The organism is Hoeflea sp. 108 (assembly GCF_000372965.1).
Classification (GTDB): domain Bacteria; phylum Pseudomonadota; class Alphaproteobacteria; order Rhizobiales; family Rhizobiaceae; genus Aminobacter.
Genome location: NZ_KB890024.1, coordinates 4765611 through 4784578, shown reverse-complemented (window position 1 = coordinate 4784578; position 18968 = coordinate 4765611). Strand labels below are relative to the sequence as shown.

Below are 18968 nucleotides of genomic sequence, written 5' to 3'. Positions count from 1 at the left end.
GTTAAAGGCGCCTCCACTTCGATTGTTGGGGTGGGTGGCAATTCAATAAGAAGAAATCCCGTAAGAAATCCTGTCCGAAGGCGACTACCTATTCATGACGACAGCGCCGGCAGATCTGAAGGACATCAGCGGCATCCCTGGGGATGCAGACGGGCGTTATCGTCTTGCCATCGACCTGCTCGGCACTGCGCTGGCTCGCCTGGCGGCAGGGTATGAGGCGAATGCGGCGGACCGGCAGGATCTGTTGCAGAACATCCATCTGCAGGTCTGGCGTAGCATGGCGTCCTTCGACGGCCGCTGCTCGCTGAGAACGTGGGTTTACCGTGTCGCCCACAATGTCGCCGCGGATCATGTCGCCATACAGCGGCGGCAGGGTGGCACGATCAGCCTCGGGGATCCCGACGGGGCCGGCGTAGAGGGGCGGGTGGAGTCGCATGAGGCTGTGGTCTCCGATCGCCTCGCTTTGGAGCAGATTCATGACCTCCTGCACCAGATGGCGCCAATCGACCAGCAGGTGATGCTTCTCTACCTGGAAGATGAAAGTGCCGCGACCATCGCCGAGGTCACCGGTCTATCGGCCGGCGCGGTCGCAACCCGAATCCATCGTCTCAAGCGCCGTTTGGCGGGCACCTTCGGCACGGAGGCAGGCTTATGAAGAAACTTCAGGACCATTGGAAGGATCAGGAGATGACCACGATCAGCCCCTCGCTTGATGATCTCAGGCAGCGCGAGGCGGAACTCGGCCTGATCACGCGCCGTCGCAACACCAGGGAGTATGTCGCCGGCGGCGTTGCAGCGGCCTTCTTGGCTGTGATGGGCGTGCTTGCTTTCGTGCGCGGCGAGGCGCCTGCCGACTTTGTCATGGCAGCCGGCTTCCTCGCGCTCACGGTGGGGCTGCTGCTGGCAGGCTGGCATCTGTTCCGCAGCAGCGGTCCTGTTGCTGGCGACCTCGCCGTCAGCGGCCGGGCGCATCTGCGCGCCCGGCTGGAACGGGAACACCGGCTGCTTGCCAGCGCCTGGCTGTGGTATGTCGGCCCGATGGTGCCTGGTTTCGTGCTGATCTATCTCGGCGCGTGGATGATCGATCCGGGCAAGCCGCTCTTTGTTGCCATCGCTGGCGGCCTGACACTGGTGCTGATGGCTGGTGTCGTGCTCGCCAATCGCCATGCCGCCAGGAATATCGAGCGCGAGATCCGCAAGCTCGACGAGTAGGAGGCGATTTATCGACATGTATAGGTTGCCGTCGAGATATCCGCTGCCTGTGTCGCCGACGGTAAAAACCCTTTGCGGCACAACCGTTTGGTGGGTTCGTTCTTGATGGATTCAACCGGCGGCAGCGGAAGGCAAAAGCCTTGATTCCACGCAATGGAGAGTCCCCCGAGCCGGCTTACAACCCCGGCGCGCAGGGGGCTCCTGGTGCGGCTGACTCAACGTCACCGACGAGGGCTGACGACGAAAAAAATCTGGCCCGGCCGGCGGAATCTTTGTCGCTCTGGCAGTGTGGATACAATCAAGTTGACATCCGTATTCATCAAGATCGCTGCTGATGTCGCCTTGCCTTTACGTGGAGTCATCCGTCAGCATCCGTCCGACGATGTATGCAAGGCGAAAGCCTCGACTATCGCTTTCGGAATGAATGAATCGTCGGCGACTGCGATTCAACGCGATTCAATTGATGAATGACCTTATCAGTGTATTGGATTTTCTTGAGGCATTCATTGCGGATACCGGAAGTTTATCTTCTTGTCGTTTCTTCGAGATTGCTAAAATTGCTTGCCGTACAAGTACCGAAGACTCGAAGCCTTCGCGGTGTTGTCGCTAATTTACAATTGGGTAATTTCTTGTGACTACGCCGAGGCATCGGGATTGCTAAATTTTTAAGTACAGGGAGGGGTTCCTGTCGGCGCTCTCGGGGGAACGGATACGCAGGCAAAGCATGAGCAGCTTTTGACAAGCCACGTTTGAAAACCTTCTTTTAGATCTCCCTTTTCGAAGAAAATCCACACGCTGGCGCCGCCGCCGGCGTCGCCTTTCCAATCACATTCTGCATGTCCTCAGCCGGTGCGAAGCAAAAAAGCTTTTCCCCGGACGGCCGAGATTTGCCGGCAAACAAGGTGTGCAGCCAGGCCAATTCGCTATCTCTACGGCAAGGAAACGCCACATGAGTATCACCTTCGACCAATCAACAGCCCACTATGGCGCACCGCCGCAGAGACGGGGTTTCTCACCCACCAATCTCAGCATCACGCGCAAGCTGGTGATGAGCTTCTCGGCGATCGTGCTCGTCAGCATCGTCGTCGCGCTGCTGCTGATGCGGGCGCTCAACCAGCTCGATGCCGCCAGCGCCGAACTGCAGGTGGCGAGCCGCGTGCTTACCACCATCGGCAAGGCGGAAGCGCTTCATCTCGATCGCGCCAACATCGCCCGTACCTACGTGCTGAGCCTGCGCGAGGACGTTGCCAAGCGCTATCACGACACGTCGCTGGCCGTCGACAAGACGATCGCCGATGCAAGGAACCAGCCGATCACGGACAAGGACGTGATCACGGCGATCGACAATTTCGAGACCGTTGCCAACAACTGGCGCATCGAGATCGGCGACCCGATCGTGCAGCTCGCCGGCAAGCCGGAAACCTATGAGCGCGGACGCGAGCTTGCAGCCTCGACGCGTGCATCAGAGGTGCAGAACACTGTCCGCAAGGCAGTCGCGGACATGCAGACCGAGATCTCCCGCTGGGAACAGCAGATCGCTTCGGTCAAGGACGAAGCCATCGCAACGGCGAAGTATCTGCAGCTTGGCGGCGCCGGCGTGACCATCGCCATTCTCATTGTCATCGCCATGTGGCTGTCGAGCCAGATCGCAACGCCCGTCAACCGCATGACCCAGGCCATGCGCAGCCTGGCTGCCGGCGATCACAAGGTTGCCGTTCCGGCGATCGGTCGCCAGGACGAGGTCGGCCAGATGGCGGCCGCCGTGCAGACCTTCAAGGAAGCAGCGATCGAAAAGGTGCGCCTCGAGGCTGAAGCCGCCGACACGCGTCGCCGCGTCGAGGAAGACAATGCAGCCCGTGCTGCACAGAAGGCCGAGGAAGACCGCCAGGATCACGTCGCCATCGTTGCGCTCGGCAATGGTCTCGATGCCCTGTCGAAGGGCGACCTGATGCACCGCATCGACGCACCGTTCCCCGACAAGCTGGTCAAACTGCGTTCGGACTTCAATGAATCGGTCGAGAAGCTGCAGCAGACCATGCTCAGCATCACGTCTTCCGTGAAGGCGATCCACGCCGGCACCGGCGAGATCTACACCGCAGCCGACGACCTGTCGCGCCGCACCGAACAGCAGGCAGCCAGCCTCGAAGAGACCGCAGCCGCGCTCGACGAGATCACCGCGACCGTCAAGAAGACGGCCGAAGGCGCGGTGCATGCCCGTGACGTCGTCTCCACGGCCAAGACCGATGCCGAGACCAGCGGCGTTGTGGTGCGCAAGGCAATCGATGCCATGGGCACGATCGAGAAGTCGTCCGAGCAGATCAGCCGCATCATCGGCGTGATCGACGAGATCGCTTTCCAGACGAACCTGCTGGCGCTCAACGCCGGCGTCGAAGCGGCACGTGCCGGCGATGCGGGACGCGGCTTTGCCGTGGTTGCCTCGGAAGTGCGTGCACTGGCTCAGCGTTCGGCCGAAGCCGCTCGCGAGATCAAGAGCCTGATCTCGGCGTCGACGACCCAGGTTGGCGAAGGCGTCAAGCTTGTCGCCGAAACAGGCAAGGCACTGGAACGCATCGTGCAGCAGGTGGCCGAAATCAACTCGGTGGTCACCAACATCGCGGCCAGCGCGCATGAGCAATCGACTGGCCTCGACCAGGTCAACTCGGCGGTCAACCAGATGGACCAGGTTACCCAGCAGAACGCTGCGATGGTCGAGGAATCGACTGCCGCCAGCCACTCGCTGTCGCAGGAGACCGAAGAGCTGTCGCGCCAGATCAGCACCTTCCGGCTCGGCAAGCTCTCGGTCGTCGAGACGAGCCGTCCGGCCAGTGCAAAGGCACCGGTGCGCGCGCCGCGGCCTGAGCTGAAGGTTGCGGTTGCCAGCTACGGCTCCAATGCCGCCCGGGCGATCGCCCCGGCCGCCGACGACTGGCAGGAGTTCTGAGCCGGCCATGACGACCGTTTCCGATCCATCGCCACGGATACTCGAGCTTGCCGCAGTGCTGGACTTCAGGGCGGCAGCGCCCCTGACAGAAAGCCTGCTGGCAATGCGCGGAACCGCGCTGACCATCGATACCTCGCGTGTGGAGCGGATCGGCGGCCAATGCCTTCAGGTTCTTCTGTCGGCAAAACAAACCTGGAGCGCGGATGAAACCGCGCTCTCCTTCACCAACCTGACGCCCGGCTTCGTCGAAAGCCTGAGGCTGCTGGGAATAGCCGAAGCGGATCTCACTAGGGAGGCAATGTCGGAATGAGCGCGACCATTTTGACCGTCGATGATTCTCGCACCATGCGCGAAATGCTCAAGCTCGCGCTGACGCAAGCCGGCTACCGGGTCGTCCAGGCCGAGGACGGCGTCCATGGCCTCGAGGTGCTGAAGGGCGAGACCCCGCAGGTGATCGTCACCGATATCAACATGCCCAGGATGGATGGCTTCGGCTTCATCGAGCATGTCCGCGCCGACGAGGCCTATCGCGGCATTCCGATCCTGGTCCTGACGACCGAGAGCGATGCCGAAAAGAAGGATCGCGCCCGGCGAGCCGGGGCGACCGGCTGGATCATCAAGCCCTTCGACCCTGCCAAACTGATCGACGCCATCCGCCGCGTGTCGGCCTGAACGAACGAACTGGGGAACATGTCCGTGGACGCAATGGCAGCGGTCAAGCAGACCTTCTTCCAGGAGTGCGAGGAGCAACTCGCCGAACTGGAAGCTGGCCTCCTCGCTATGGAGCGCGGGGAAGCCGAATCCGACACCGTGAATGCGGTCTTCCGCGCGGTGCATTCGATCAAGGGCGGCGCAGGCGCCTTCAGCCTCGAAGATCTGGTGCAGTTCGCCCATGTCTTCGAAACCACCCTCGACCATGTCCGCAATGGCGGTCTGGAGCCCACGGCCGACGTGATGGCCGTCATGCTGCGCGCCGCCGATCTTCTCGCCGACCTGGTTGTGGCGGCTCGCGACGGCCTTTCGGTCGATGGCGAGCGCAGCGCCGTGCTGGTTGCCGAGCTCAACGCGCTCTGCCCGGGCGGCTCCGCCGATGCGGCCGAAGAAGAAGACGACATGAGCGACTTCTCCTTCACGCCCGTCGGCGTGTCGTTCGACTTTTCCGATGCCGTGCCCGATGCAGGGCGCAGCTACACCATCACCTTCAAGCCCAGGCCGGAACTTTATGCCAAGGGCAACGAGACGTCGTTGGTGCTGCGCGAGCTGGAACGCCTTGGCGAGCTGGACATCACCTGCGACGCAAGCGGCCTGCCGTCGCTCGCCGAACTCGATCCGGAAGGCGCCTATCTCGAATGGACGATCAGGCTCACCACGGAAAAGGGCGAGGACGCGATCCGCGAAGTCTTCGAGTTCGTCGAGTGGGACAGCAGCCTGACCATCCAGGCCGACGGCGCCGAGGTCGGTTCGACCGAGGACGCGTTCGCCGCCTTGATGCGGTCGATCCAGGCGGATGCGGAGGTCGTTTCGGCTGAACCTGCAAACGTCATTTCGCTGCCGCTGGCCGAGGAGCCGGAAGCCGTGGCCGAGCCCGAGGCGCAGCCGGCCAAGGCAGCAGCTGCACGCAACAACGAAGGCGGTGCCAATGCCGGCGCTGCCGCCCCCCAGACAATCCGCGCCGATCTCGAACGTGTCGACCGTCTGATCGATCTCGTCGGCGAGCTGGTCATCAACCAGGCGATGCTGTCGCAGCGTGTCATGGAAGCCGGGCACGTTCCCGGGTCTGCCGTGGCTCTGGGTCTCGACGAACTCGAGCACCTGACGCGCGAGATCCAGGATTGCGTCATGGCGATCCGCGCCCAGGCGGTGAAGTCGGTGTTCCAGCGCATTCCGCGCCTGGTGCGCGAAGTCGCCGGCATGACCGGCAAGCAGGTTCGCCTGATCACCGAGGGCGAGGGCACCGAAGTCGACAAGACGGTGATCGACCGCCTTAACGACCCGCTGACCCACATGATCCGCAATGCCATCGACCATGGCCTGGAAAAGCCCGAAGTGCGCATTGCCAACGGCAAGCCGGCGGAGGGCGTCGTGCGCCTTTCGGCGATGCATCGCTCGGGCCGCATCGTCATCGAGGTCGCCGATGACGGCGCCGGCATCAACCGCGCGCGGGTCAAGGCGATCGCCGCCGAGAAGGGCCTGATCGCAGCCGATGCGGTGCTCTCCGACGAGGAGATCGACAATCTGATCTTCCTGCCGGGCTTCTCCACGGCGTCGGAAGTTTCGAACATCTCGGGCCGTGGTGTCGGCATGGATGTGGTCAAGCGCTCGATCCAGTCACTGGGCGGCCGCCTGTCGATCACCTCGCGGCCGGGCAAGGGCTCGACCTTCACCATGAGCCTGCCGCTGACGCTTGCGGTGCTCGACGGCATGGTGGTGACGGTGGCAGACCAGACATTGGTCGTTCCGCTCACCGCCATCATCGAGACGTTGCAGCCCAAGGCTCCCGATGTGCACGGCCTTGGCGGCAGCGCCCGTGTCATTGCCATTCGCGATGCCTTCACGCCGCTGGTCGACGTCGGCCGCGAGCTCAGCTTCCGCAGCCAGGCAACCGATCCGCTGGCGTCGGTCGCCATCCTCGTGGAAACCGAAGGCGGCCGCCGCAGCGCCCTGCTCGTCGACACGATCCAGGGGCAGCGCCAGGTCGTGATCAAGAGCCTTGAATCGAACTACAGGCACGTGCCGGGCATCGCCGCCGCCACCATCCTCGGCGATGGCCGCGTCGCCCTGATCATCGATGTCGACGCAGTGATCGCCAACTCGCAGTCCGACGCGACCATTCTTGAACCCGTTCTTGCAGCAGCAGGGTGAGGCCATGACCGAGACCACCAAACACGACAACAGCAGCCGCGAACTCATCGCGTTTCGTATCGGCGAGCAGGAATTCTGCGTCGACATCATGTCGGTGCGCGAGATCAGGGGCTGGGCGCCGGCCACCGTGCTGCCGAAGTCGCCGGCCTATGTCCGCGGCGTCATCAACCTGCGCGGCGCGATCCTGCCGATCGTCGACCTCGCAGCGCGTCTCGGCTTCCAGCCGCCGGAGCCGACCGTGCGCCATGTCATCATGGTGGCCCAGGTCGGCACGCAGGTGGTTGGCCTCCTGGTTGATGCGGTTTCCGACATCCTGTCGGTGACCGACGACGCCATCAAGCCGACGCCCGACGTCGCCTCCGACATGGCCAAGACCTTCGTGCGCGGCGTGCTTGCCATCGAAGGCCGCATGATCAGCCTGATCGCGCTCGACAACGTCCTGCCGACGCTTGAGCCGATCGCGGCATGACGAGTCTGCAGAACGTCGACAAACCGCGCAACCAGCGCCAGAGTCTGGTGGCCGGTGAGTTCGTGCTCACCGGCGAGGACATGCGGCAGATCGCGGCGATGCTGCATGCCGATGCCGGCATCCATCTGACAGAGGCCAAGGCGGCCCTGGTCTATTCGCGACTGTCCAAGCGCTTGCGTGCGCTTGGACTTGAAAGCTTCCGCGATTACTGCGCGCTCATCGCTTCCCGCGAAGGTCTCGACGAGCGCCAGAAAATGCTGGCGGCGCTGACCACCAACGTCACCAATTTCTACCGCGAGCCGCATCATTTCGAGCATCTGGCCAAGCAGGTCCTGCCGCCGCTGCTCGATGCGGCGCGGCGCGGCGGACGCGTCAGGATCTGGTCGGCGGCCTGCTCCAACGGCGCCGAACCCTATTCGATCGCGCTCACCATCCTGTCGCTGATGCCTGAAGCCGCCAACTACGACATCAGGGTTTTGGCGACCGACATCGACCCCAACATGGTCGCGATGGGCCGAGAGGGCGTCTACAGCGAGGCAGCGTTGCGCCCGGTGCCTCCGGATCTGCGCCGGCGCTGGTTCGCTCCGGTGCGTTCGGGCGACGGCAACTCGTTCGGCGCAAGCGAGGAAATGCGTACGATCGTGGCCTTCCGCGAACTCAACCTCATCGGCGCTTGGCCAATGAAGGGCCGGTTCCAGGCGATCTTCTGCCGCAACGTGGTGATCTATTTCGAAGAGGCGACCCAGTCGCGCATCTGGAGCCGTTTCGTGCCTCTGCTGACAGCGGGGGGTACCCTCTATATCGGCCACTCCGAACGCGTCTCGGGACCCGCCTCCGACGACTTCCAGCCGGAAGGCATCACGACCTACAAGCTGCGCGAGGGCGCCGCATGAAGCCGGTTCGCGTTCTTATCGTCGACGATTCCGCCACGATGCGCACCTTGCTTTCGGCGGTGCTGCGTCTCGACCCGGCCATCGAGGTGGTCGGCCATGCCGCTGACCCGCTGGAGGCACGCGCCAAGATCAAGGAGCTCAATCCCGACGTAATCACCCTCGACGTCGAGATGCCGAACATGAACGGTCTAGAGTTCCTCGAGAAGATCATGCGCCTGAGGCCGATGCCCGTCATCATGGTGTCCAGCCTGACATCGAGGGATGCCACGGCCACGATCACTGCGCTCGAGATCGGCGCTTTCGACTGCATCTCCAAGGCGTCGTTCAGCGATGACCGGGCCTTCGGCGCATTGCAGGCGACGGTGAAGGCGGCGGCACGTGCGCAGATCCGACCGCTGGCAACGAGCCAGCCGAGTGCCGTGCGCGAGCAGCCCGCTGCGAATGCCGACTATGTGCCCAACGGCAGCGTGGTTGCCATTGGCTCGTCCACCGGCGGCGTCGAGGCTCTGATCACTGTTCTGTCGCAGTTCCCGGAGAATTGCCCGCCGACCGTGATTACCCAGCATATGCCGGCCGCGTTCACCAAGAGTTTCGCCGACCGCCTCAACCGCATGTCGAAGCCACGCGTCAGCGAGGCCGTGGATGGCGCTCCGCTGACCACCGGACAGGTCTACCTCGCTCCGGGCGGCGCCACGCATCTCGAGATATCGGGGCCAGGGCAGCTGCGCTGCCGGCTGCGTGCCACCGATCCGGTCAACGGCCACCGGCCCTCGGTCGACGTACTGTTTGCCTCGGTCGCCAAGGCAACGGGCTCCAAGTCCGTCGGCGCGATCCTGACCGGCATGGGTCGCGACGGTGCCGCCGGCATGCTGCAGATGCGGCAAGCCGGTGCTCACACGCTCGGCCAGGACGAAGCCACCAGCCTCGTCTACGGCATGCCCCGGGTCGCCTTCGAAATCGGCGCGGTCGAGCGGCAGGCGCCGCTGGAGAAGATCGCCTCCCACATCCTCGCGCTGACGCGCTCGAATTCCAATGGAGCTAAAAATGTCCTTCCTCGAACACTTTAAGGTTCTCGTCGTCGACGACACGACGACCAGCCGCATTCTGATCACCGACGCGCTGCAGGAAATGGGCATCCGCAAGATCGCAATCGCTAAGGATGGCGAGCAGGCGCTGCGCGCGATGATGGAACAGCCCGCGCATATGGTGATCTCCGACTTCAACATGCCGAAGCTCGACGGACTGCAGCTGCTCAAGGCAATCCGTTCCTATGGTCCGACCCGCGCGACGCCGTTCATCCTTTTGACTGGCAAGGGCGACCGCAAGCTGCTGGAAGCCGCGGTTGCGCTTGGCGTCAACAACTTCCTGACCAAGCCGTTCACCGTTGAGCAGCTGAAGAAGGCCATCGAGGCCATCGTCGGAGTGCTTAAGTGACGCTTGCCGGCAAAAGCCACCGCGTCACCGTCATGCGCGGCGAGTATCATGTGGTCGATGAAGGGGACGTCGTGCTGACGACCATCCTGGGGTCGTGTGTTGCTGCCTGCATCCGCGACCCCTTCGCCCAGACCGGCGGCATGAACCACTTCCTCTTGCCCGGAAACAATGGTCGCGCCTCGCTCGATGCCCAAAGCTATGGCGTTCACCTGATGGAACTGCTCGTCAACGGCCTGCTGCAGCGCGGCGCTCATCGCCACCGGCTGGAGGCCAAGCTGTTCGGCGGTGCGCGCACCATCGAAGGCCTGTCCGACATTGGCGCGATGAATGCCGAGTTCGCCGAAACCTTCCTGCGCAACGAAGGGATCAGCATCGTCGGTGGCGATCTTGGGGGGGATCGCGGCCGCCGTGTCGAATATTGGCCTCAGTCCGGTCGCGCCCGCCAGGTTCTGCTCTCCGGCGACAAGGGCTTCGTCGCCCCGGCTCAGCCCAAGCAGCCGCTTGTTGCGCCGTCGAGCGGCTCTCTCGAACTCTTCTGATCTCCTGAACAGGTCATCCCGCCATGCCTTTGCGAGCCAGCATGTTACCCCAGCCGACGCTTACGCCCGTTGCCGAGATGCTCGGACGGGTAAGTTCCGAGCTGCAAGACCTTGCCGCCCAGGTGGAGCGGCTGCATCCGCTGGTTTCTGCCCAGGGCGGACAGGCTTCCAGCGAACCGCAACTGGTGCAGGCGCTGCAAAGCTTCGATCACATCGAACAGAAGTTGCGTTGCCTGGCCGGTTTTCTTGCTGACCTTGGCGATGCGGCGGCGCCTGGCTGGCAGCTCGACCCGGAGGCTGCCCTGGTTGCCGTGAACCTTTCGGAGCTCGCCACGCGCCTGGCCGGCAGGAGGCCCCTGGCGCAGGATGATGCGTCCTTCGGCGACTACGAGTTGTTCTAAGCTGAGCGACGGCCGAATGGCGGGCGCGGTAGAGCGGCGCGATCATGTGCTATTCATGGTTGCAATTTGGTGTTTCGGCAATTAAGAGTGGCGCGCATCGTCGATGGTGACTGCCCTCACCTGAGCTAGTCTTGGATTGCAGGAGCACACGCGTTGACCGCATATGAATTTGCGATGCAGCGCCTGACCACCGAGGATGTTCCCCGGCGCGAGCGGATGGCGTTCGTGCACGATTTCGTCGGTCGTCACATTGGCGGGTTGGATTTTCGGCCGCTCGACCGCGACAACATCCGCATCGACCTGGAGGCCATGTTCCTGCCGGGCGGGCTGACGGTCGGGCAGGGCCGGTTCGCACCTGTGCATGGCGCGCGCACCCGCGACCTGCTCCAGGACGGGCGCCAGCATTTCCTCATGTCCATTCACTATGAGGATTACGAGATCTCCGCCGACGGCAAGGCGCCGATCAAGGTGACCGCCGGCGACGTTACGCTGGTCGACGAGGGCGTGTGCTCGGAGTTCTGGTTCGGTCAGCCGATGGCGGTCGATGTCGTCGCGCTCGACCGGCGGCTGCTTGCCAAGCTGGCGCCGCGCGTCGACATGGAGGCGCTCTACATCCTTCCGGCTTCCGGGGCCGACATGCGGCTCCTGACGAGCTATGTCGGCGTGCTCCGCGCCAATCCACCGGGTTCGGAGAAAGCGCGCGAACTCGCCTCCCGCCATCTCTACGACCTCACCGCAATGGTTCTCGATAAGGTCGTTCGCGGCGGGGCCGAGCGCAACGAGCGCAGCATCGCCACAGCACGGTTAAAGATGATCCGGAGGGATATTCTCGAGCGCCTTTCCGACCAGGACCTGCACATCGACGCTGTCGCCCGGCGCCAAGGCGTCACGGCGCGCTACGTCCAGCGGCTCTTCGAACGCGAGGGCACGACATTCTCGGATTTTGTCCGCGAGCAAAGGTTGGACCTTGCATCCAAGCTGCTGCAAACGCGCGACCTCGCGGCCTCCACCATCACCGAGATAGCCTTCGACGCCGGGTTTTCGGATATCTCGGCTTTCAACAGGGCGTTTCGCCGTCGCTTCGACGCCACACCCTCCGACATCCGCGCAACGATCCTCCCCAGATAACATTTTTTTGGGAGCAGCCCGGGAGTTGCGCCATGCGGCCTCGCCAGCGCGCGCGATGCCGTATGCCACGCGCCCTGATGGGCCGTGTTCTTGCTGCCGACCTTTCCTGCATGACCGAAGCCAGCGCGGGCACCTCGCACCCGCGTGACGGCAAACGCTGTGCGGGGACGGTTTGCCGTGAGCCTGCTTCGGCGGCAGTCTGTCTGTCGTTTTCGCCCTGCCGTTGTCACGGACGGGGTTGCGGGCTCAGGCAACACGCGATCTAAGGCTTACCTTCACTGAAGACGATCGCCATTCCAGAATTCTGTGCATCCCGGAGAAACCCATGATTTTTGACGAGCAAATAGATCGTCGCGGAACCAACTGTTCGAAATGGGACATGATGGAGCCGCTCTACGGCCTGTCGCCCGACGATGCGTTGCCGATGTGGGTTGCCGACATGGATTTCCGCCCTCCGGCGGCGGTGCAGCAGGCCCTGGAGCGGATGCTTCGCCATGGGGTCTATGGCTATTTCGGCGACGAAACCGCCTATCGGGAGGCAATCTGCTGGTGGATGGCGAACCGTCATGGCTGGCAGCTGGACCCAGCCACGATCTTCACGACCCACGGCCTCGTCAATGGCACGGCCCTTTGTGTCGACACCTGGACCCAGCCGGGCGACGCAGTGGTTCTGATGACGCCGGTTTACCATGCATTCGCCCGCGTTGTGCGTGCGGCAGGGCGTGAAGTGCGCGAGCTTCCGTTGGTCCAGCAGGATGGCCGTTATCGGATGGACTTCGACAATTGGCACGGGCGCATGACCGGTCGGGAGAAGATGCTGATCCTGTGCTCGCCTCACAATCCCGGCGGACGCGTCTGGACGCTGGAGGAACTGCGCGGGGTGGCCGATTTTGCCGCGCGTCACAACCTCATTCTGGTGTCCGATGAGATCCATCAGGATCTGGTGTTCCCTGGCCAGCGGCACATCCCCATGACCATCGCGGCGCCCGAGGCGGCCGAGCGCCTGGTCATGATGACCGCCTCGACCAAGACGTTCAACATCGCAGGCGCCCATATCGGCAATGTCATCATCGCCGATGAAAAACTCAGGAAGGCCTTTGCGGGGCGTCACTCAGCGCTTGGGATCTCGCCCAACTCCTTTGGCATGCACATGGTCACGGCGGCCTATTCGCCTGATGGGGCGGCGTGGCTCGACGATCTGGTCCGGTACCTGGACGGCAACCGGAAGGCCTTCGACGCGGGCATTGCCGCCATCCCGGGCCTGCGGTCCATGCCGCTGGAAGCGACCTACCTGGCCTGGGTGGACGGTTCAGGCGCAGGTCTGAGCAGCGAAGAGTTCATCGCGCGCGTCGAAAAGGAAGCCCGCATCGCGTCAAACCATGGCCACACGTTCGGCATGGGCGGCGACGGTTTCCTGCGCTTCAACTTCGCCTGTCGCCGGGCAATGGTCGATGACGCGATAGCGCGCCTGAAGGCCGCGTTCTCGGACCTGCAGTAGTCAGGATTGGCAGCAAATGCTGCACCCGTCACGCCAACGGGTGCAGTGCCACAACCGGTGCATCAATAGCTCCCCGCGACGTCAAGCGCGCTCAATCGGCCATTTCGGCAGCTTGATGCGGGTGTAGGGGAGGCTGGAGAGGTTGCTTGTGAGCGTGCCGGGCGAGGCCGCGTAGATGACGGCGCTGGCGACGCGCTCGTAGGAGGCGCGGAAGTGCTGGGTCGATTTAACCACCACGATCCGCTTCTTGCCGAGATCGCAGCCAATGCCCGTGAACAGGTCGGTGTCGATTGCTTGCGACCGCTCGGAGGAAATCAGCACCTCGACGCCGCCACAATCGAGCCAGGCGCAGTCGCCCATCGGCTGGGGCACGCCGCCGAGGCCGGTCATGACAAGGCCGCGCTTGAGGCCGAGCACGCGGCAGTTGGCATCGACCGGATCGCCAGAGGATGGGCCGACCTTGCCGCCTATGCGCAAGGGCAGAACCGCGCCTGCGCCCGCCTCGAAAGCCATGCGCACCGCGCCGGGATCCCACAGCGGCCCGACGATCGCATCGGTCATCTTGCGCTCAATCATGCGCCGCAGGAAGAAGGTCGAGTCGCTGGCCGCGCCACCTCCGGCATTGTCCGACGTATCGGCAACGACCACCGTGCCGGCCGATGAAGCCAGCGCCTCGTCGAGGGCCTCGTCGATCGACGGCATGGCCGGCGCGATCTGGTGGCGGTTGTCGTAGAGGTCCCGCGCCAGGTCCTTGGCGAGCGTTTGCGCCAGCGCCTGGTCGCCATCGGTGTAGACCACCACGCGGGTACCCATCTCCGGCACGTCGGCCCAAGGGAAGCCCTGCGCGATGGAAACCGACAGCACCTTGTCCTGCTTTTCGAGCTCATGCATGCGGCGGACGATGGAGAGGCCCGGCTCGGTGGTGGTGCGGATCAGGGTGATCATGCCGGTGTCGGCCAGCGCCGCAACGGGCTTGGCGCCGCCGGCCGCGATGCGCGCGCAGAGGTCGACCAGCTGGCCCCCGCATTCATAAACGTCGGTATGGGGATATTCCTTGTAGGTCAAAAGCACGTCGACGCTGTCGATCATCAGAGGAGTCATGTGGCAATGCGGATCGAGTTCGCAGCCAACCACGACATCGGGCCCAACGATCTCGCGAATGCGAGCCAGGGTGTCGCCTTCGCAATCGTCGTAACCGTCGGCGACCATGGCGCCGTGCATCGACATCAGCACCATGTCGACCGGCAGGACGGCGCGCAGGTCGTCGAGCAGCTGGTCACGCAAGGTCTCGTAGGCATGGCGGGTGGTTGTGCCGCCGGGTTCGGCCGAGGCGCTCAAGCCTTCGAACAGGGTCCAGCCCTCGCGCTTGCCGCGCTCGCGCGCCGCCCACAGCTGGCCGCCATAGAGCGTCATGTGATCGGGGTGCTGGCCCGCCGGATAGTAGTCGCCGCCATCGATGAAGGCCGTCAACCCGGTGGGGATGGGCGAGAATGTGTTGGTCTCGGTCGCCAGGACGGCACTGAACACGCGCATTTCCAAACTCCGTTTGCGGCTACTGCGCCGCTTCAAACATGTCCGACAGCAGGGTATAGGCCGCTTCGGAATTGAAGATCGTGGCTTCGCCGATCAGCACCAGGCGGCACTCCGGCTCACATCTCGAAAAGGGCTGCAGCGAGGCGCGACGGCCGACCATCTGCAAAAGAAAGCTCCTGCCCGGCTGCTCGACAAAATTGACGATGCCCTTGGCGCGGATCAGTTGGGTGGCGAGTTCGCCCATGGCCGCCTGGAAGCGGTCGAGATGCACGGCCCCGGTCGATTGCCATTCAACCGAAGTGAAACGCGATGCAACGACGGAAGAAGCGTCCTGCGTCGGCTGCGAACGGCCAGCGACGAACAGGGCCTCGATGGGCAGGTCGTCGTCGGCATCGAAGACCAGCGCTTTGGCTGCAAGCTCCGACCGCAACAGATTTGCGGTCTCATCGGCCTCAGGTGAAAGCCGGGTCTTGGACAGGGCGACGAAATCGGCCGCGGCAAGCTGGGCGTGCCAGAGTTCGTCTTGCCGGCGCCCCGGCGTGGCGGCGATGTCGTCGGCATCGACGACGGATAGCACGGCGTCCAGCCGGGTCGCGTCCCACAGGATTGGGTCCATCAGCGCGTCGACGATGCCTCGGGGGTCGGCGACCCCCGAGGCCTCGACGATGATGTGGTCGGGTTTCACCGGCTGCGATAGCACCAGCTTCAGCGTGCGCAGCAGATCGCCTTGCAGCGAACAGCAGATGCAGCCGTTCTTGAGACCGACCACCGTGTCGGCGGCATCAGCGATCAGTTCGGCATCGATATTTATGGCGCCGAAATCATTGACGATGGCGCTGATGCGCCGGCCTTCGGAGCGGGCCAGAAGGCGGTTGATGAAGGTGGTCTTGCCGGCGCCCAGGAAGCCGCTGACCACCAGCACCGGGACGGTCATGCGTCGCCTCGCCGGATGGGCCGGCCCGGCGCAGCGGAGACGTCGAGAACGCCGTCGGCGACGACCGACTGACCGTTGACGATGACATGGCGCATGCCCTCGGCTGGCAGGTTCATTTCGGCGAACGTCGCGCGGTCGGCGCTGCTGGCGAGGTCGAAGACGACGATGTCGGCATCGCAGCCAGGTTGCAGGCGGCCCTTGCGGCGGAACAGCGGGGCGCAGCTCTCGACGATCCTGGCCGGGATCACAGTGCATTTGGCGATCGCCTCGACAAGCGGGATCGCGTCGCGCTCGCGAACCCATTGGCGCAGGAAGCGCGTGAAGGTGCCCGACGAGCGCGGATGCGCCGTCTTGTCGGGACCGAGCGGCCACTCGTCGCCCTCATAGGGCGTGCCGTCGGCCTGGCTCCACGGCATGGCATCGGAGGCGATGGCGCCGCCGGGATACATGACCGAGACGTCGAGCAGGGCGCGGTGGCGCGGATTGTCTTCGGTGTCGAGGAAGTGCCACAAAACCAGCGCGGAGGGATCGGCCTGCCGGACAGCCTTCAGGTCGTCCACGCCTTCGAGGCGTCGATGGCTGGCGACCAGCTCGATGGCGTTGTAGCCGGTGCCGGTGCGCGCCGAAAAAGCCGGGTCGACAAAGAAGCCGGCGCTGACCACGGTCGAGCCGGTGCCATAGGGATAGGCCTCGGTGGTGATCTTCAGCCCTTGCGCCTGCGCCCTGGCGATGACGGCCGCGGCACGCTCGACATCCTGCAGGCTGGTCGAGTTGAGGTGGCAGATGTGCATATGCGCGCCGGTCGCTCCGGCCAGCCCGATCAGCGTGACATAGGCCTCGATGGAACTCTTGGGGTCGATGTTCGACATCTGGGCGATGTGGGTATAGGTCGGCGTGTCGGTCTCGGCGGCGAGATCGCAGACGAGGCTCATTTCCTTGGCGCCTGCGCCCGGCGCATAGCCTGCGGGAATGCCGATGCCCAGCCCGCCCTCGTCGATGCCCTTTCGGGTCAGCGCAACGATCTCGGCGGCCTGCAATTCGGTGGCGGCATCGGTCGACCAACGCGGATCGTCAAAGCCGCGCCCCATGACGGTGATCGGCGCTTCGCCGGCCTTGAGCTCCAGTCCGATCATCACGGCCTTGCGGGCAAAGATCCATGCGGATGCGGTGCCGTAATTCAGCAGGCGCGCAGTCTTGGCCTGCGCCTCATACCAGCCGCCGACCGGCAAGGCGCCGACCTCTAGCTCCAGCGCCGTCGTCACGCCGTCGAAAGCCTGCATGCGGTCGGCGGGCACCGACTGACCATGGGCGTGCAGATCGATGAAGCCGGGCGCGACGACGAGGCCGGTCGCATCGATCACCTTGCGCGCCGGGCCAAGATCGGTGCCGATGGCGCTGATGCGGCCGCCTGAAATGGCGACATCTGCCATCTCGTCGCGACCGGTCTCAGGGTCGATGACGCGGCCGCCCTTGATCAGCAAATCATGCATGGGCGGTCTCCTCGACGGTGCGGCGCTTCCTGCCGGGGACGGCATCGATCAGCCGCCGGGTGTAGTCGGTCCGGGGCGAGCGGAAGATTTCCGATGTCGGCCCCATCTCCTCCAGGACGCCGTGATTGAGCACGCCGACACGCTGGCAGAGATGATCGACGACAGACAAGTCATGTGAGATGAACAGCATCGCCAAGCCATGCTCCTGGCAGATACGGCGCAGCAGCTTGAGCACTTGTGCCTGACTGGAGACATCGAGCGCCGATACCGGCTCGTCCGCGATCAGCAGGCGCGGGTTGGAGGCAAGCGCACGAGCAATAGCGATGCGCTGGCGCTGGCCGCCGGAAAACTGATGCGGGAAGCGGTCGAGCCAGTCGGGGTTGAGACCGACCTGATCGAGCAGTTCGGCGGCTCGATGCGTCAGCGCCGCGCCCGTGAGATCGGTGTAGGATTTGAGCGGTTCGGCGAGGATGTCGCGCACCCGCCAGCGTGGATCAAGCGAGGCATAGGGGCTCTGGAACACCATCTGCACGTCACGGCGCTTGTCGCGCAGGGCCCGGCCGCGCAATGCCAGCCAATCCATGCCGTCGAAAGTGACTGATCCGGCGGTGGGTTCGGTCAGGCGGGCAACGATCCGGCCGATGGTCGACTTTCCGGACCCGCTTTCGCCGACCAGTCCGAAGGCTTCGCCGCGCCGGATCGAGAAGCTGACGTCGTTGACGGCAGTCAGGGTACGTGGCTTCTCGAACAGCCGGCCGGACAAGGTGAAGGTGCGGACAAGGCCGCTGACTTCAAGCAGCACGTCGTCAGACATGGACGGCCTCCGCCATATGGCCGGCGCCGAAGCTCGGCCGCGCCGAAAGGAGCTCGCGCGTGTAGGCATGCCGCGGACGGCCGAGCACATCATCGACACGACCCGTCTCGACGATCACGCCGTCCTTCATCACGGCCACGTCCTGGCAGACGTCGCCGACGACATCGAGGTCGTGGCTGATCAGGATCATGGCGGTGCCTTGTTCGCGGCTGAGGTCGTTCATCAGTTTCAGGATCTGCGCCTGGACAGTGACATCGAGTGCCGTGGTGGGCTCGTCGGCGATCAGCAGCGCCGGCTTGAGCGCGATGGCTGCAGCGATCACCACGCGCTGGCGCATGCCGCCGGAGAGCTGGTGCGGGTAGGCATCGATGCGGCGCGACGCCTCCTGGATGCCGACGCGTTCGAGCAGCTCCAGGCTGGCGGTGCGGATCGCCTTGCGCGACATGTCGGGGCGGTGCCAACGGAACACCTCGCCGATCTGGTCGCCGACAGGCATGACCGGGTTCAGCGTCGCCATCGCGTCCTGGAACACCATGGCAATGCGGTTGCCACGCAGCTGGCGCCATTCCTTGCGCGACAGGGCGAGCAGGTCGCGGCCTTCGAAGCTGACACGGCCGCCCAGCGTTGCTTTCGAGGCATCGGTCAACCCCATCAGCGCATAGCCGATGGAGGATTTGCCGGAACCGCTTTCGCCGACTACGCCGAGCACGGAGCCCGGCGCGACGGAGAAGCTGACGCCATTGACGGCGCGCACCGGACCGCTGCGGCTGGGGTAGTCGACGGTCAGGTCGCGGACAGACAACAAGGACGAGGCTGTCAT

The 18968-nt window shown here is 64.2% G+C and carries 20 protein-coding genes; 15 read left to right on the top strand and 5 right to left on the bottom strand.

Features of this window, described 5'->3' with window-relative positions:
* Positions 1–94: 94 nt before the first annotated feature.
* The 15 genes from B015_RS0123745 (at position 95) to B015_RS0123680 (ending at position 13377) form a co-directional block, all read left to right on the top strand.
* Positions 95–655, top strand: a complete 561-nt coding sequence (locus B015_RS0123745; RefSeq protein WP_018430247.1) for an RNA polymerase sigma factor — start codon at positions 95–97, stop codon at positions 653–655.
* Positions 652–1212 (top strand): hypothetical protein, encoded by a 561-nt coding sequence (locus B015_RS0123740; RefSeq protein WP_018430246.1) that lies wholly within the window; start codon positions 652–654, stop codon positions 1210–1212. The genes B015_RS0123745 and B015_RS0123740 overlap by 4 nt, the downstream gene beginning before the upstream one ends.
* 303 nt (positions 1213–1515) lie before the next feature.
* The gene (locus B015_RS33435) at positions 1516–1683 is read left to right on the top strand and encodes a hypothetical protein (protein WP_157632820.1); all 168 of its coding nucleotides are present in this window, start codon (positions 1516–1518) and stop codon (positions 1681–1683) included.
* Between the two features lie 478 nt (positions 1684–2161).
* Entirely contained in the window at positions 2162–4153 is a 1992-nt protein-coding gene (locus B015_RS0123735) for a methyl-accepting chemotaxis protein (RefSeq protein WP_018430245.1), read from the top strand.
* Positions 4154–4160: 7 nt separating this feature from the next.
* A complete protein-coding gene (locus tag B015_RS0123730) occupies positions 4161–4463 on the top strand; it encodes an STAS domain-containing protein (protein WP_018430244.1) in 303 nt (100 codons plus the stop codon).
* A complete protein-coding gene (locus tag B015_RS0123725; RefSeq protein ID WP_018430243.1) occupies positions 4460–4825 on the top strand; it encodes a response regulator in 366 nt (121 codons plus the stop codon). The genes B015_RS0123730 and B015_RS0123725 overlap by 4 nt, the downstream gene beginning before the upstream one ends.
* Before the next feature lie 24 nt (positions 4826–4849).
* Positions 4850–7015 carry a chemotaxis protein CheA gene (locus tag B015_RS0123720; RefSeq protein WP_026227649.1) on the top strand — a complete coding sequence of 722 codons (2166 nt, stop codon included), beginning with the start codon at positions 4850–4852 and terminating at the stop codon, positions 7013–7015.
* A 4-nt stretch (positions 7016–7019) separates the two neighbouring features.
* Positions 7020–7484: a chemotaxis protein CheW gene (locus tag B015_RS0123715; protein WP_026227648.1), complete on the top strand. Its 465-nt coding sequence runs from the start codon at positions 7020–7022 to the stop codon at positions 7482–7484.
* Entirely contained in the window at positions 7481–8377 is an 897-nt protein-coding gene (locus tag B015_RS0123710; RefSeq protein ID WP_018430240.1) for a protein-glutamate O-methyltransferase, read from the top strand. Before B015_RS0123715 ends, B015_RS0123710 begins: the two co-directional genes overlap by 4 nt.
* Positions 8374–9444, top strand: coding sequence for a chemotaxis response regulator protein-glutamate methylesterase (locus B015_RS0123705; protein WP_018430239.1), 1071 nt, complete (start codon positions 8374–8376; stop codon positions 9442–9444). The genes B015_RS0123710 and B015_RS0123705 overlap by 4 nt, the downstream gene beginning before the upstream one ends.
* A complete protein-coding gene (locus B015_RS0123700; RefSeq protein ID WP_018430238.1) occupies positions 9422–9811 on the top strand; it encodes a response regulator in 390 nt (129 codons plus the stop codon). The genes B015_RS0123705 and B015_RS0123700 overlap by 23 nt, the downstream gene beginning before the upstream one ends.
* Complete coding sequence (locus B015_RS0123695; RefSeq protein WP_018430237.1) at positions 9808–10350, top strand: hypothetical protein; 543 nt, start codon at positions 9808–9810, stop codon at positions 10348–10350. The genes B015_RS0123700 and B015_RS0123695 overlap by 4 nt, the downstream gene beginning before the upstream one ends.
* A 23-nt stretch (positions 10351–10373) precedes the next feature.
* Positions 10374–10751 carry a hypothetical protein gene (locus B015_RS0123690; RefSeq protein WP_157632819.1) on the top strand — a complete coding sequence of 126 codons (378 nt, stop codon included), beginning with the start codon at positions 10374–10376 and terminating at the stop codon, positions 10749–10751.
* 153 nt (positions 10752–10904) lie between these two features.
* Positions 10905–11879 carry an AraC family transcriptional regulator gene (locus B015_RS0123685; protein ID WP_245262259.1) on the top strand — a complete coding sequence of 325 codons (975 nt, stop codon included), beginning with the start codon at positions 10905–10907 and terminating at the stop codon, positions 11877–11879.
* Positions 11880–12204: 325 nt separating this feature from the next.
* The gene (locus B015_RS0123680) at positions 12205–13377 is read left to right on the top strand and encodes a MalY/PatB family protein (protein WP_026227647.1); all 1173 of its coding nucleotides are present in this window, start codon (positions 12205–12207) and stop codon (positions 13375–13377) included.
* An 81-nt stretch (positions 13378–13458) separates the two neighbouring features.
* On the opposite strand, the gene B015_RS0123675 is transcribed toward B015_RS0123680, so the two are convergent.
* From B015_RS0123675 to B015_RS33935, 5 genes are read right to left on the bottom strand one after another with little or no spacing between them, the layout of a single operon-like run.
* Complete coding sequence (locus B015_RS0123675) at positions 13459–14910, bottom strand: M81 family metallopeptidase (protein ID WP_018430233.1); 1452 nt, start codon at positions 14908–14910, stop codon at positions 13459–13461.
* A gap of 19 nt (positions 14911–14929) precedes the next feature.
* Positions 14930–15844, bottom strand: coding sequence for a CobW family GTP-binding protein (locus B015_RS0123670; RefSeq protein ID WP_018430232.1), 915 nt, complete (start codon positions 15842–15844; stop codon positions 14930–14932).
* A complete protein-coding gene (locus B015_RS0123665; RefSeq protein WP_018430231.1) occupies positions 15841–17334 on the bottom strand; it encodes an amidohydrolase family protein in 1494 nt (497 codons plus the stop codon). Before B015_RS0123665 ends, B015_RS0123670 begins: the two co-directional genes overlap by 4 nt.
* Positions 17327–18148, bottom strand: a complete 822-nt coding sequence (locus tag B015_RS33940) for an ATP-binding cassette domain-containing protein (protein ID WP_018430230.1) — start codon at positions 18146–18148, stop codon at positions 17327–17329. Before B015_RS33940 ends, B015_RS0123665 begins: the two co-directional genes overlap by 8 nt.
* Positions 18141–18968, bottom strand: a complete 828-nt coding sequence (locus B015_RS33935; RefSeq protein WP_018430229.1) for an ABC transporter ATP-binding protein — start codon at positions 18966–18968, stop codon at positions 18141–18143. Before B015_RS33935 ends, B015_RS33940 begins: the two co-directional genes overlap by 8 nt.